Source organism: Pseudomonas sp. FBF18 (genome assembly GCF_024261405.1).
GTDB classification, from domain to species: domain Bacteria; phylum Pseudomonadota; class Gammaproteobacteria; order Pseudomonadales; family Pseudomonadaceae; genus Aquipseudomonas; species Aquipseudomonas palmensis.
Genome location: NZ_QKRS01000001.1, coordinates 331,686 through 345,978 on the forward strand (window position 1 = coordinate 331,686; position 14,293 = coordinate 345,978).

At 62.6% G+C, this 14,293-nt stretch carries 15 protein-coding genes; 13 read left to right on the forward strand and 2 right to left on the reverse strand.

Annotation, left to right across the window (positions count from 1 at the left end):
- Positions 1-122 precede the first annotated feature (122 nt).
- Both DN387_RS01595 and DN387_RS01600 read left to right on the forward strand, forming a co-directional pair.
- Positions 123-380: a succinate dehydrogenase assembly factor 2 gene (locus DN387_RS01595; RefSeq protein ID WP_043862035.1), complete on the forward strand. Its 258-nt coding sequence runs from the start codon at positions 123-125 to the stop codon at positions 378-380.
- Positions 364-816, forward strand: coding sequence for a protein YgfX (locus tag DN387_RS01600; protein WP_054914775.1), 453 nt, complete (start codon positions 364-366; stop codon positions 814-816). The genes DN387_RS01595 and DN387_RS01600 overlap by 17 nt, the downstream gene beginning before the upstream one ends.
- Here DN387_RS01600 and nadB read toward each other — a convergent pair.
- A complete protein-coding gene (gene nadB, locus DN387_RS01605) occupies positions 785-2,401 on the reverse strand; it encodes an L-aspartate oxidase (RefSeq protein ID WP_054914774.1) in 1,617 nt (538 codons plus the stop codon). The genes DN387_RS01600 and nadB overlap by 32 nt on opposite strands.
- A 449-nt stretch (positions 2,402-2,850) precedes the next feature.
- Between nadB and rpoE the strand changes: the two genes are divergently transcribed.
- From rpoE to DN387_RS01625, 4 genes are all read left to right on the forward strand, one after another.
- Entirely contained in the window at positions 2,851-3,432 is a 582-nt protein-coding gene (gene rpoE / locus DN387_RS01610) for an RNA polymerase sigma factor RpoE (protein WP_010220971.1), read from the forward strand.
- A gap of 31 nt (positions 3,433-3,463) precedes the next feature.
- Positions 3,464-4,057, forward strand: a complete 594-nt coding sequence (locus tag DN387_RS01615; protein WP_043862032.1) for a sigma-E factor negative regulatory protein — start codon at positions 3,464-3,466, stop codon at positions 4,055-4,057.
- Between the two features lie 12 nt (positions 4,058-4,069).
- On the forward strand, positions 4,070-5,035 hold the full coding sequence (locus tag DN387_RS01620) for a MucB/RseB C-terminal domain-containing protein (RefSeq protein ID WP_043862031.1): 966 nt from the start codon (positions 4,070-4,072) through the stop codon (positions 5,033-5,035).
- Positions 5,036-5,284: 249 nt separating this feature from the next.
- Positions 5,285-6,715, forward strand: a complete 1,431-nt coding sequence (locus tag DN387_RS01625) for a DegQ family serine endoprotease (protein ID WP_043862030.1) — start codon at positions 5,285-5,287, stop codon at positions 6,713-6,715.
- Between the two features lie 71 nt (positions 6,716-6,786).
- Here DN387_RS01625 and DN387_RS01630 read toward each other — a convergent pair whose 3' ends face one another.
- Positions 6,787-8,070, reverse strand: a complete 1,284-nt coding sequence (locus tag DN387_RS01630) for a delta-60 repeat domain-containing protein (RefSeq protein WP_177332938.1) — start codon at positions 8,068-8,070, stop codon at positions 6,787-6,789.
- A 178-nt stretch (positions 8,071-8,248) separates the two neighbouring features.
- Between DN387_RS01630 and lepA the strand changes: the two genes are divergently transcribed.
- From lepA to pdxJ, 7 genes are all read left to right on the forward strand, one after another.
- Positions 8,249-10,048, forward strand: a complete 1,800-nt coding sequence (gene lepA, locus DN387_RS01635) for a translation elongation factor 4 (protein ID WP_043862028.1) — start codon at positions 8,249-8,251, stop codon at positions 10,046-10,048.
- 5 nt (positions 10,049-10,053) lie between these two features.
- Positions 10,054-10,908, forward strand: coding sequence for a signal peptidase I (gene lepB, locus DN387_RS01640; RefSeq protein WP_043862027.1), 855 nt, complete (start codon positions 10,054-10,056; stop codon positions 10,906-10,908).
- Between the two features lie 96 nt (positions 10,909-11,004).
- Positions 11,005-11,145, forward strand: a complete 141-nt coding sequence (locus DN387_RS01645) for a hypothetical protein (RefSeq protein WP_156326207.1) — start codon at positions 11,005-11,007, stop codon at positions 11,143-11,145.
- A complete protein-coding gene (rnc, locus tag DN387_RS01650; protein ID WP_043862025.1) occupies positions 11,142-11,831 on the forward strand; it encodes a ribonuclease III in 690 nt (229 codons plus the stop codon). Before DN387_RS01645 ends, rnc begins: the two co-directional genes overlap by 4 nt.
- The gene (gene era, locus DN387_RS01655) at positions 11,824-12,726 is read left to right on the forward strand and encodes a GTPase Era (protein WP_043862024.1); all 903 of its coding nucleotides are present in this window, start codon (positions 11,824-11,826) and stop codon (positions 12,724-12,726) included. Before rnc ends, era begins: the two co-directional genes overlap by 8 nt.
- A gap of 57 nt (positions 12,727-12,783) precedes the next feature.
- Positions 12,784-13,467, forward strand: a complete 684-nt coding sequence (gene recO / locus DN387_RS01660) for a DNA repair protein RecO (RefSeq protein ID WP_043862023.1) — start codon at positions 12,784-12,786, stop codon at positions 13,465-13,467.
- A gap of 44 nt (positions 13,468-13,511) precedes the next feature.
- Positions 13,512-14,255, forward strand: a complete 744-nt coding sequence (gene pdxJ / locus DN387_RS01665; RefSeq protein ID WP_054914771.1) for a pyridoxine 5'-phosphate synthase — start codon at positions 13,512-13,514, stop codon at positions 14,253-14,255.
- Positions 14,256-14,293 lie beyond the last annotated feature (38 nt).

Here is a 14,293-nt window from a genome sequence, read left to right on the forward strand (position 1 = left end):
GTAATCAGGACTGGGGGTCATCATAGAGTGCTGTCGGCAAAATAGGTAGCCGACCTAGACCAACGCCTTGTGCCGTTCACAGGCTCGGCCTGTATACTGGCGGCCAATTTGAGGAGGGCTCCATGGTCGTCGAACAATCTGAACTCAACCGGCTCTTCTGGCATAGCCGCCGCGGCATGCTGGAGCTGGACGTGCTGCTGGTGCCGTTTACCCAGGAGGTGTACAGCACCTTGAACGACGTCGACCGCGCGCTCTATGTCCGGCTGCTGACCTGTGAAGACCAGGACATGTTCGGCTGGTTCATGGAACGCAGCGAGTCCGACGACCCTGAGCTGCAGCGCATGGTGCGCATGATCCTGGACCGTGTCCAGCCCAAGTGACCGCTTCGAGTGTCGCTGGCAGGGCTCGCGGGCCCTGCTGGCGGCCTACCTCGCATGCCAGTTGCTGGCGCTGGCCGCGCTGTGCCTGCTGGCCATTTCGCTATACATGACCCTGCTTGGCCTGGCGCTTTGCCTGGCACACGCAGCCTGGGTCGTGCCCCGGCATATCCTGCTTACCCACCCGCGTGCCGTCACCGGCCTGCGCCGTGATCCTTCTGGCTGGCACCTGTTCAGCGCGGCCACGGGCTGGCAGCAGGTGCAACTGCGCCGCGACAGCCTCGCCTTGCCCGCCCTGGTAGTGCTGCGTTATCGCCGGCCGGGGCGGCTGTTCAGCCAGAGCCAGTGCATCGCCCCCGATGCGCTGGAACCGGTGCTGCACCGGCGCCTGCGCTTGCGGTTGAAGTTCAGTCGGCGTAGGTGGGCGGCCGTAGAATAGTGTCCAGAGCTTCGGGCAGCATGTCCGGGTAGTCCAGGGTGTAGTGCAGGCCCCGGCTTTCCTTGCGCTGCATGGCCGAGCGGATCATCAGCTCCGCTACCTGGGCAAGGTTCCTCAGCTCGATCAGGTCGCGGCTGACCTTGTAGTTGCTGTAGAACTCGTCGATTTCGTCCAGCAGCAGACGTACCCGGTGCTGGGCGCGCTGCAGGCGCTTGCTGGTGCGCACGATGCCGACGTAGTCCCACATGAACCGGCGCAGCTCGTCCCAGTTGTGCGCAATGATCACATCTTCGTCCGAATCGGTGACCTGGCTGGCATCCCAGCAGGGCAGGGCCTGGGGCATGGCCACGCTGTCGAGCCTGGCGAGGATGTCGGCTGCCGCCGAGCGGCCGTAGACGAAACATTCAAGCAGCGAGTTGCTGGCCATGCGGTTGGCACCGTGCAGGCCGGTGAAGCTGGTTTCGCCAATGGCATAGAGCCCCGGTACGTCGGTCTGGCCGTGGTCGTCGACCATCACGCCGCCACAGGTGTAGTGCGCCGCCGGTACCACCGGGATCGGCTGGGTGGTGATGTCGATACCGAAGGTGAGGCAGCGTTCGTACACGGTCGGGAAGTGGCTTTTGACGAACTCCGCAGGCTTGTGGCTGATGTCCAGGTACACGCAGTCGACGCCCAGGCGCTTCATCTCATGGTCGATGGCGCGGGCCACGATGTCGCGCGGGGCGAGTTCGGCGCGCGGGTCGAAGCGCGGCATGAAGCGCTCGCCGTTGGGCAGCTTGAGCAGGGCGCCTTCACCGCGCAGTGCTTCTGTGATCAGGAAGCTCTTGGCCTGCGGGTGGTACAGGCAGGTGGGGTGGAACTGGTTGAACTCCAGGTTCGCCACCCGGCAGCCGGCGCGCCAGGCCATGGCGATCCCGTCGCCGCAGGCGCCGTCCGGGTTGCTGGTATAGAGGTAGACCTTGGCCGCCCCGCCGGTGGCCAGCGCGGTGAAGCGGGCGCCAAAGGTGTCGACCTCGCCGCTGGCACGGTTGAGCACATAGGCCCCCAGGCAGCGCTCGCCGGCCTGGCCCAGGCGCCGTTCGGTGATCAGGTCGACCGCCACGCGCTGTTCCAGAAGCTCGATGTTCGGGCGCTGGCGGGCCTGCTCCAGCAACGTGGTGAAAATCGCCGCGCCAGTGGCGTCGGCCGCGTGGATGATGCGCCGGTGGCTGTGGCCGCCCTCGCGGGTCAGGTGGAACTCGAAGCCGCGTTCATCGACGCCGGCCTGTTCGTCACGGGTAAACGGCACGCCCTGGTCGATCAGCCACTGGATCGCCTCGCGACTGTGCTCGACCGTATAGCGCACCGCGTCTTCATGACACAGCCCGCCGCCGGCATTGAGCGTATCCTCCACGTGGGACTGTACCGTGTCGGTGTCGTCGAGCACGGCGGCAACACCGCCCTGTGCCCAGAAGGTCGAGCCGTTGGCCAGCTCGCCTTTGCTCAGTACGGCGATGCGCAGGTGCGCCGGCAGGTTCAGGGCCAGGCTCAGGCCGGCGGCACCGCTGCCGATCACCAGAACGTCATGTTGGAATTGTTGGCTCATGTCAGGGATATCCGAGCGAGGCGACCACTAGTATAAGGACGGGGGTATCGGCACAATAGTCAGGTGTTTATGGCATTGTGAAACTATCGTGAAACGGGCTGGGTTGCCTTTATAACAGCCTCGAGGGCCTGATTTCCATGACGTGCGGTGCGACCTGATGCTTGCATGTGGGAACTTTCCTGGAACCCTGCCTATCCATAGAAGGTTGCCTGCATGCCAGGAAGCGGCGGCGACGGGAGGCCTGGGGCTGATATCGGCTCTGCCTGCGTACACGAGACCAGAATATTGACGCAGCCGGCCGTGACCGTGCTGCGTTTTTCGTGCGAGCCGTTCAAGGGCCGCAGGAAACTTGCTTGGAGGGGAGAACTTTTGCGAAAAGCCCGAGTCTATGGTTGCAAGCCTGAACGATGGCCGCTGCAGCACTCCTCCAGGTCCACCGAGGAGTGTTCATGCTAACCCAGGAAGAGGATCAGCAGCTTGTCGAGCGCGTGCAGCGTGGCGACAGGCGAGCGTTTGATCTGTTGGTGCTGAAGTATCAGCACAAGATTCTCGGGTTGATCGTGCGTTTTGTGCACGACACCCATGAAGCCCAGGATGTGGCACAGGAAGCGTTCATCAAGGCTTACCGTGCGCTTGGCAATTTCCGTGGCGACAGTGCGTTTTATACCTGGCTGTACCGCATTGCGATCAACACGGCGAAAAACTATCTGGTATCCCGCGGTCGACGGCCGCCAGACAGTGATGTCAGTTCCGAGGATGCGGAATTTTACGATGGCGATCATGGCCTCAAGGATCTCGAGTCACCAGAGCGCGCGCTGTTACGAGATGAAATCGAGGGCACCGTCCACCGAACCATCCAGCAGCTGCCAGAAGATTTGCGTACGGCGTTAACTTTACGTGAATTCGATGGTCTGAGTTACGAGGACATTGCGAGCGTCATGCAGTGTCCGGTGGGTACCGTGCGCTCTCGAATTTTCCGCGCTCGGGAGGCCATAGATAAAGCCCTGCAGCCGTTGTTGCAGGAAACCTGAGACAGCGGCGACAGCCAAGAGAGGAACCGCCATGAGTCGTGAAGCTTTGCAGGAATCGCTGTCCGCGGTGATGGATAACGAAGCGGACGAACTGGAGTTGCGTCGGGTATTGAATGCCGTCGACGACAATGAAACCCGTGCCACCTGGTCGCGTTACCAGGTTGCCCGAGCAGCGATGCACAAGGAACTGCTGCTGCCAAAACTGGATATCGCCGCCGCGGTCAGTGCCGCACTGGCTGACGAAGCCACGCCGGTCAAGGTTGCCCGTGGTCCATGGCGCAGCCTGGGTCGTCTGGCTGTTGCAGCTTCGGTGACCGTTGCAGTACTGGCAGGGGTGCGCCTGTACAACCAGGACGACATCAGCGGTGCCCAACTGGCTGCCCAGCAGCCTGTGCAGCAAGGCGTGACCGTACCTCAGGTGCAAGGCCCGGCAGTACTGGCAGGCTACACCGAGAGTGCCGAACAGCCGACCGGCCCGATGGCCAATGGCGTGCTGCAAGGTCAAAGCGGCTGGCAGGACGAACGTCTGCCGGGCTACCTGCGCCAGCATGCTCAGGAAGCCGCCGTGGAAGGGACTGAAAGTGCTCTGCCTTATGCCCGTGCGGCCAGCCTGGAAAATCGCTGAGTAAGGAGGATCATGCGCGCGCCAACTCTACTACCGCTCTTGCTCGGAGGATGTCTGTCGGTGCCGGCCCTGGCCGCCAACTCCTCCACTGATGCCGCAGACTGGCTCAACCGTCTGGCCAAGGCCGAGCAGCAGCAGAGTTATCAGGGTACTTTCGTCTACGAGCGTAACGGCAGCTTTTCCACCCATGACATCTGGCATCGGGTGCAGGAGGGCAAGGTTCGTGAACGCTTGTTGCAACTCGATGGCCCAGCCCTTGAGGTTGTGCGGGTAGATGGACGTACCCAGTGCGTGAGCGGCGCCCTGGCCCGCGGAGTGGGCAATGCGGCGCAGTCTTCGCCCCGTGTACTGGACCCCTTGAAGCTGATGAACTGGTACGACCTGAGTGTGGCAGGGCGCTCCCGGGTGGCCGGTCGCGAGGTCGAGATCATCACCCTCAGGCCGCGCGATCAGCATCGTTATGCCTTCGAGCTGCACCTGGATCGACAGTCGGGTTTGCCCCTCAAGTCGTTGCTGCTCAACGACAAGGAGCAACTGCTGGAGCGCTTCCAGTTCACCCGGTTGGAGACCGACAAGGCGCCGGATGATGCCCAACTGCAGCCCAGCAGCAACTGCAAGCCGGTGGCCCAGGCCACTCAGCAGGTTGCCGAGGCCGCATCGGGATGGCGTTCCGACTGGTTGCCACCCGGCTTCGAGTTGGTCAACAGCGCGGTACGCAAGGATCCGGAGCACAAGAGCATCGTCAGCAGCCTGATGTACGATGATGGCCTGGCACGCTTCTCGGTGTTTCTGGAGCCGGTTGCAGGCAATTCGGGCATCGACGCCCGTACCCAGCTTGGCCCGACGGTCGCGGTTTCGCGCCGGCTGACCACGCCCAAGGGTGATGTGGTGGTCACCGTGGTAGGGGAGATCCCCATCGGTACGGCCGAGCGGGTCGCCTTGTCGATGCGTGCCCAAGACGCCCACGCCAGCCAATGACGAGCCACAGGTAATGCGTTGATGATCGATGGGCCGCCAAGGCGTTGACATGATTCGTAAGCCTTCGAATTTGCAAAATTCTCCAGATTTATCTATAGGTCAGTTCTTTCGGGGGCTGGCCTTTACTGCTGTTGCAGCATCAACAATGCCGATCCACCGAGCCTGGTCGCAGCCTTTCGAGGATGTTGCCGGGCTTTGTGCGTTGGCTGGTCCCTACTGCTTAACCACGCTCGTTGTGACGGGAGCCGTATGTCAATACCTCGCTTGAAATCCTATCTGTCGCTGTTCGCCGCCGTGCTCATGCTCGGGCAGGTGCTCAACGCCCAGGCCGAAGCCCTGCCTGATTTCACCACCCTGGTCGAGCAGGCCTCGCCGGCGGTGGTCAACATCAGTACCAAGCAGAAGCTGCCTGATCGCAAGTATGCTGCGGGTCAGATGCCAGACCTCGAAGGCCTGCCGCCGATGTTCCGCGAGTTCTTCGAGCGCAACATGCCGCAAGCCCCGCGCTCACCCCGTGGCGATCGTCAGCGCGAGGCCCAGTCGCTGGGTTCGGGCTTCATCATTTCGGCCGACGGCTACATCCTCACCAACAACCACGTGGTGGCCGATGCCGATGAAATCATCGTGCGCCTGTCCGACCGCAGCGAACTGCAGGCCAAGCTGGTCGGCACCGACCCGCGTACCGACGTGGCATTGCTGAAGGTCGATGGCAAGAACCTGCCCACGGTCAAGCTGGGCGACTCCGAGAAACTCAAGGTGGGCGAGTGGGTGCTGGCCATCGGTTCGCCGTTCGGCTTCGATCACTCGGTGACCAAGGGTATCGTCAGCGCCAAGGGCCGCACCCTGCCCAACGACACCTACGTGCCGTTCATCCAGACCGACGTTGCGATCAACCCGGGTAACTCCGGTGGCCCGCTGTTCAACATGAATGGCGAAGTGGTCGGCATCAACTCGCAGATCTTCACCCGCTCGGGTGGCTTCATGGGCCTGTCGTTCGCTATCCCGATCGATGTTGCACTGGATGTTTCCAACCAGCTGAAAAAGGACGGCAAGGTCAGCCGTGGCTGGCTGGGCGTGGTGATCCAGGAGGTCAACAAGGACCTGGCCGAATCCTTCGGCCTGGACAAACCGGCCGGCGCATTGGTGGCCCAGGTGCTGGAAGATGGTCCGGCAGCCAAGGGCGGCCTGCAGGTGGGCGACGTGATCCTGAGCATGAACGGTCAGCCGATCGTCATGTCGGCTGACCTGCCGCACCTGGTCGGTGGCCTGAAAGATGGCGCCAAGGCCAAGCTGGAGATCATCCGCAACGGCAAGCGCCAGAACCTGGACGTGACCATCGGTGCACTGCCCGATGAAGATCAGGACGTGACCACCGGTGCCAATGGCGGCGTCGAGCGCAGCAGCAACCGCCTGGGCGTATCGGTAGCCGACCTGACCGCAGAGCAGAAAAAGACTCTGGAGCTCAAGGGCGGCGTGGTCATCAAGGAAGTGCAGGATGGTCCGGCCGCGATGATCGGCCTGCGTCCCGGTGACGTCATCAGCCACTTGAACAACCAGGCCATCCTTTCGGCGAAGAACTTCACCGAAATCGCCAAGGAACTGCCGAAGAACCGTTCGGTGTCGATGCGCGTGCTGCGTCAGGGCCGTGCCAGTTTCATCACCTTCAAGCTGGCCGAGTAAGGCCTGACCGAGAAGGTCGCGGTAAGAAAAAGCCCGACGCCGATGCGTCGGGCTTTTTCATGGGCGCGCAGTCAATTGCGAAAGCGTGCCAGAAGACCGGAGAAACCCCATGCGTGCTGGCTGTTCAAGCCAATCAGTGTGGCGGCGGGCGTCATTGCGACGGCGATCATCTTTCTGTCCTTGGGGTAGTCCTGGAAGGCGATACCTTGGTTGCCAAAGGCAGTATCCAGTCGGCCATGGACTGTATAGCGGGCACGGTAGGTGCGCTGACCGCCCAGGCCAAACACCACCAGCTTGCCGTCCTGGTGCAGCGCTGCGGCTTCCCATTCGTCTTCGGTGTGCGTGTTGAAGGTCAGCACCGTCGGGTTGCCGTGGTTATAGGTCGCGTCCCTCACACCTTCGGCATCGAATTGCCAAGTCATGGCGTTCGTGTCTTCGGGGCGCTCGCCGGGCAGGTTCCCCGCGACGATCAGTTGGCCATCGGGGCGTTGAATCAGCGTGTTGAAGCGGATGTTGGCGTTTCGACGCGGAGCAAGCCAGCGGAGCCAGCGCGGCAACCAGCGCAGCCAGCGCGACAGCGGGGATTCATACAGCTTGAAACCGTATCGGTCGCCAAAGGACGGGTCGGGTGTGCCGTCGTTTCTGAAGCGTGCGATGAAGCCTCGGGTCTCAGGCCCGTTGCGCAAGGTTCCGGCAACGAGAAATGTACTTTCCTGCGCAATGACATTGGCGATCTGCACCGTCCCGGAAGGGTGCGTGATCTCGATGAACTGACCGCTCGGGAAACCGGCATTGCCGGCAAGATCCAGTCGATAGACGCAAGCATGGGTAGCCAGCCAATCCGACTCCAGCGTAGCACTGGCGAGCAGGTGTCCGGCCCGCAGCTGGAGTGACGTGGAATGCAGCTTCAGATGAAGGCTGTTGTCCTGATCCAGGGCAAGGTAACCGTAGGGGGAGGCATAGCTGGTGTCCAGCGCGCCCTGCGCGTCGAAACGTGCCACCACCAGTCTGTGGGGCTTGCCGGCGCTGTTCACCCATCCCAGCATCCATATCTTCGCGTTGGCATCGACGACGATGGCTTCCGCGCCCGATTCGGCCACCGGGTCGAATGTTCCGAACACTATCCCTTTGTTGCCGAACGTCGGGTCCAGATCACCTTTATCATCGAAGCGAAGCAAGGTATAGCGGGACTGCTCGTGGTCCCCGGTCAGGCCACACACGGTGATTGTGTCATCGTGTATTGCCACATCAGTGATGAAACGATCGGTGTCCGCAATTTGCGGTAGGGAGCGCTCGCCGTTGTCACCAAAGCTCGTATCGGGGCTTCCGGGGACTGCTGGTTGAACATGTGCCATGGCCATTTCTCCGTCTGGTGCCCTATATTCGGGTCTGCGCGAGCGGCCATCTACTGACAGAAATATCAGGCACCATGAAACTGGAGGGGCGGGCGTGGCGGCTGGCCCCTTCATAAGGTACAATTCCCGGCTATTTTTCGGCGGGCGTTCGCCCCGCAGCCTTTTTGAGTGTTGACCCGTGAGTGATTTGAGTCATATCCGCAATTTCTCCATCATCGCCCACATTGACCATGGCAAGTCGACCCTGGCCGACCGTTTCATCCAGATGTGCGGTGGCCTCACCGCGCGCGAGATGGAAGCGCAGGTACTTGACTCCATGGACCTCGAGCGCGAGCGCGGGATCACCATCAAAGCCCATAGCGTTACCCTGTATTACAAGGCGAACGACGGCATCACCTACCAGCTGAACTTCATCGACACCCCCGGCCACGTCGACTTCACCTATGAAGTCAGCCGTTCGCTGGCCGCCTGCGAAGGCGCGCTGCTGGTGGTCGATGCCGGCCAGGGCGTGGAGGCCCAGTCGGTCGCCAACTGCTACACCGCCATCGAGCAGGGCCTGGAGGTCATGCCGGTACTGAACAAGATGGACCTGCCCCAGGCCGATCCGGACCGCGTCAAGGACGAGATCGAGAAGATCATCGGCATCGACGCCACCGACGCCGTGGCCTGCAGTGCCAAGAGCGGCATGGGCGTGGACGAGGTGCTCGAGCGCCTGGTGCAGACCATTCCGGCCCCTACCGGCGACATCGATGCACCGCTGCAGGCGCTGATCATCGACTCCTGGTTCGACAACTACCTGGGCGTCGTGTCCCTGGTGCGCGTGCGCCATGGCCGGGTCAAGAAGGGCGACAAGATTCTGGTCAAGTCCACCGGCAAGGTGCACCTGGTCGACAGCGTGGGCGTGTTCAACCCCAAGCACACCGCCACCGCCGACCTCAAGGCCGGCGAAGTGGGTTTCATCATCGCCAGCATCAAGGACATTCACGGTGCACCGGTCGGTGACACCCTGACCCTCAGCTCCACGCCCGACGTGGAAGTGCTGCCAGGCTTCAAACGTATCCAGCCCCAGGTATATGCCGGCCTGTTCCCGGTCAGTTCCGAAGATTTCGAAGATTTTCGTGACGCGCTGCAAAAGCTGACCCTGAACGACTCGTCGCTGCAGTACCTGCCTGAGAGCTCCGACGCACTGGGCTTCGGCTTCCGTTGCGGCTTCCTCGGCATGCTGCACATGGAGATCATCCAGGAGCGCCTGGAGCGCGAGTACGACCTGGACCTGATCACCACCGCGCCGAGCGTGATCTTCGAGGTCAAGCTCAAGACCGGTGAAACCATCTACGTCGACAACCCGTCCAAGCTGCCGGACGTGTCGTCGGTGGAAGACTTCCGCGAGCCGATCGTGGCCGCCACCATCCTCGTGCCGCAGGAGCACCTGGGCAACGTCATCACCCTGTGCATCGAGAAGCGTGGCGTACAGCGCGACATGCAGTTCCTCGGTTCCCAGGTGCAGGTGCGCTACGACCTGCCGATGAACGAAGTGGTACTGGACTTCTTCGACCGCCTCAAATCCACCAGCCGCGGCTATGCTTCGCTGGACTACCATTTCGACCGGTATCAGTCGGCCAACCTGGTCAAGCTCGATGTACTGATCAACGGCGACAAGGTCGATGCCCTGGCATTGATCGTGCACCGTGACAATGCGCACTACAAAGGCCGCGCGTTGACCGAGAAGATGAAGGAACTGATCCCGCGGCAGATGTTCGATGTGGCAATCCAGGCCGCCATTGGCGGGCAGATTGTGGCGCGTACCACTGTCAAGGCGCTCAGAAAGAACGTACTGGCCAAATGCTACGGTGGCGACGTTAGCCGTAAGCGCAAGCTGTTGGAAAAGCAGAAAGCCGGTAAGAAACGCATGAAACAGGTGGGCAACGTGGAAATTCCACAGGAAGCCTTCCTCGCCGTGCTCAGGTTGGATAGCTAGGTCCTATGTCACTAAATTTCCCGCTGTTGCTAGTCATCGCCGTTGCCGTGTGTGGACTGCTGGCCCTGATCGATCTGCTGTTCCTGGCCCCGCGCCGGCGCACGGCGATCAACACCTATCAGGGCAGCGTCAGCCAGCCCGAGATGGCGGTGGTCGAGCAGTTGAACAAGGAGCCGTTGCTGGTCGAGTACGGCAAATCGTTCTTCCCGGTGCTGTTCATCGTGCTGGTGCTGCGCTCGTTTCTGGTCGAGCCGTTCCAGATCCCTTCGGGGTCGATGAAGCCGACCCTGGAAGTGGGCGACTTCATCCTGGTGAACAAGTTCTCCTACGGCATCCGCCTGCCGGTGATCGACAAGAAGGTCATCGAGGTCGGTGATCCGCAGCGCGGCGATGTGATGGTATTCCGCTACCCGAGCGACCCGAACGTCAACTACATCAAGCGTGTGGTCGGCCTGCCGGGCGACCAGGTGCGCTACACCAGCGACAAGCGTCTGTTCGTCAACGGCCAGCCGATTGCCGAGCAACTGGTCGGCAGCGAGCCGGGCACCCTGGGCAGCGCCGAGCTGTACAAGGAGAAGCTGGGCGAGGCCGAGCACCTGATCCGCAAGGAGATGAGCCGCTATCGCATGCCGCCGGACCAGCAGTGGGTGGTGCCTGCCGGGCACTACTTCATGATGGGCGACAACCGCGACAACTCCAACGACAGTCGCTACTGGGATGACCCCAACATTCCCAAGGAACTGCTGGGCATGGTTCCCGACAAGAACATCGTCGGCAAGGCCTTCGCCATCTGGATGAGCTGGCCAGAGCCCAAGCTCAGCCACTTCCCGAGCCTTTCGCGGGTTGGCCTGATCAAGTAACACCCTAACGGCGCTGTCCTTCGACAGCGCCGAATGCTTTTCTGGCATAGGCTGTACAAGGGCGTCCACAAGACGCGCCCCGGCCGGACGTCAGGCATGAACAAAACCGTCTTTCAGGATTTGCATTTGAACAACGCGTTAACCCCGTCGGCTTCGAGCCGGACAGAACTGTGTGAGCCCGGCGCCCTGGCGCCGCTGCTGAAAATCGACCACGAACAGCGCGTGGGTACACTGTGAGCGTTTCCTTGAGCCGCCTCGAGCGCCAGCTCGGCTACACCTTCAAGAACCAGGAGCTGATGCTGCTGGCCCTCACGCATCGCAGCTTTGCCGGCCGCAACAACGAACGGCTGGAGTTCCTTGGTGATGCGATCCTCAACTTCGTCGCCGGCGAGGCCCTGTTCGAGCGCTTCCCCCAGGCCCGCGAGGGCCAGCTGTCGCGCCTGCGCGCCCGCCTGGTCAAGGGTGAAACCCTGGCCGTGCTGGCCCGCGGTTTCGACCTGGGCGAGTACCTGCGCCTGGGCTCGGGCGAGCTGAAAAGCGGCGGGTTCCGGCGCGAGTCGATCCTGGCCGATGCCCTCGAGGCGCTGATCGGTGCGATCTACCTGGACTCGGACATGCACACCGCACGCGATCGCGTGCTGGCATGGCTGGCCGGTGAGTTCGAGAGCCTGACCCTGGTCGACACCAACAAGGACCCGAAAACCCGCCTGCAGGAGTTTCTGCAGTCGCGGGCCTGCGAACTGCCCCGCTACGAAGTGGTGGATATCCAGGGTGAACCCCATTGCCGGACGTTTTTCGTCGAATGCGAAGTGACCCTGTTGACTGAAAAAAGCCGAGGGCAGGGCGTGAGCCGGCGTATCGCCGAGCAGGTCGCGGCCGCCGCAGCACTGATCGCCCTGGGCGTGGAGAATGGCAATGACTGAACAGAACACTACCCGTTGCGGCTACGTGGCCATCGTCGGCCGCCCCAACGTGGGCAAGTCGACGCTGCTCAACCACATCCTCGGACAGAAGCTCGCGATCACCTCGCGCAAGCCGCAGACCACCCGCCACAACATGCTCGGTATCAAGACCGAAGGTGATGTGCAGGCGGTGTACGTCGATACCCCCGGCATGCACAAGGGCAACGAGAAGGCGCTCAACCGTTACATGAACCGTACCGCCTCGGCGGCGTTGAAAGACGTCGACGTGGTGATCTTCGTGGTCGATCGCACCAAGTGGACCGACGAGGACCAACTGGTGCTCGAGCGCGTGCAGTACGTGCAGGGCCCGGTGATCCTGGCCATCAACAAGACCGACCGCATCGAGGACAAGGCCGAGCTGATGCCGCACCTGCAATGGCTGCAGGAGCAACTGCCCAACGCCGAGATCGTGCCGGTCTCGGCGCAGCACGGGCACAACCTCGATGCCCTCGAAGCACTGATTGCCAAGCACCTGCCGGAAAACGAGCACTTCTTCCCCGAAGACCAGATCACCGACCGCAGCAGCCGCTTCCTGGCTGCCGAACTGGTACGCGAGAAGATCATGCGCCAGCTCGGCGCCGAGCTGCCGTACCAGATCACCGTCGAGATCGAGGAATTCAAGCAGCAGGGCAACGTGCTGCATATCCATGCACTGATCCTGGTCGAGCGTGACGGCCAGAAGAAGATCATCATTGGCGACAAGGGCGAGCGCATCAAGCGCATCGGCACCGAGGCGCGCAAGGACATGGAGCTGCTGTTCGACGCCAAGGTCATGCTGAACCTGTGGGTCAAGGTCAAGGGTGGCTGGTCCGACGACGAGCGCGCCCTGCGTTCGCTGGGCTACGGCGACCTCTGAATGCCCTGGCCCGACACCGGCCGGTGTCGGGCCCACCTCTTCGTGAAGCGCTGAATCATGGACATGCCAGACGGCCAACCGGCCTTCGTGCTGCACAGCCGGGCGTACCGTGAAACCAGTGCGCTGGTCGACTTCCTTACCCCCCAGGGGCGCCTGCGCGCCGTGCTGCGTCGTGCGCGCGGCAAGGCCGGCAGCCTTGCGCGTCCGTTTGTGCCGCTGGAGGTGCAGTTCCATGGGCGCGGCGAGCTCAAGAATGTCGGTCGCATGGACAGCGCAGGCGTGGCGGTCTGGCTCAACGGCGACGCGCTGTTCAGCGGGCTGTACCTCAATGAGCTGCTGATTCGCCTGCTTCAGGCCGAAGACCCGCACCCGGTGATGTTCGAGCAGTACGCTGCCACCTTGCAGGCACTGGGTGCGGGGCGCCCGCTGGAGCCGTTGCTGCGTGCCTTCGAATGGCGCCTGCTGGACGAGCTGGGCTATGGCTTTGCGCTTGAGCACGACATCAATGGCGATCCTCTGGTGGCCGATGGCCTGTACCGCCTGCAGGTGGACGCGGGCCTGGAGCGGGTGTACCTGGTGCAGCCAGGCTTGTTCAGTGGCGCGCACCTGCTGGCCATGGCCGAGGCCGAGTGGTCGATGCCGGGCGCGCTGGGCGCGGCCAAGCGCCTGATGCGCCAGGCGCTGGCGGTGCACCTGGGCGGGCGCCCGCTGGTCAGCCGGGAACTGTTTCGCAAGCCTTGATCACGACGTATGCTGTGAGGCTCAATTTTCAGGAGAGTCTCTTCGTGACCACCAGCAACCGCATCCTCCTTGGCGTGAACATCGACCACGTGGCGACCCTGCGCCAGGCCCGTGGCACGCGATATCCGGACCCGGTCAAGGCCGCGCTGGACGCCGAAGAGGCGGGTGCCGACGGCATCACCGTGCACTTGCGCGAAGACCGCCGGCATATCCAGGACCGTGACGTGCTGGTACTGAGCGAGGTGCTGCAGACGCGCATGAACTTCGAGATGGGCGTCACCGAAGAGATGATGCAGTTTGCCGAGCGCATTCGCCCGGCGCACATCTGCCTAGTGCCCGAGACACGCCAGGAACTGACCACCGAAGGTGGCCTGGACGTGGCGGGGCAGGAGGCGCGGATCAAGGCGGCGGTGGAGCGCCTGTCGCGCCTGGGGTCGGAGGTGTCGTTGTTCATCGATGCCGACGAGCGCCAGATCGAGGCCTCGCGCCGCGTCGGCGCGCCGGCGATCGAACTGCACACCGGGCGTTACGCCGATGCGCAGACCCCGGCCGAGGTGGCCGAAGAGCTCCAGCGCGTGGCCGATGGCGTGGCCTTCGGCCTGGCCCAGGGGCTGATCGTGAATGCCGGGCATGGCCTGCACTACCACAACGTCGAGCCGGTGGCGGCGATCAAGGGCATCAACGAACTGAACATCGGCCATGCACTGGTGGCCCATGCGTTGTTCGTGGGCTTCAAGGGTGCGGTCAGCGAGATGAAACAGCTGATTCTGGCAGCCAGCAACCGCTGAATGCGTCGTGACCTTCGCCGGCAAGGCCGGCTCCAACA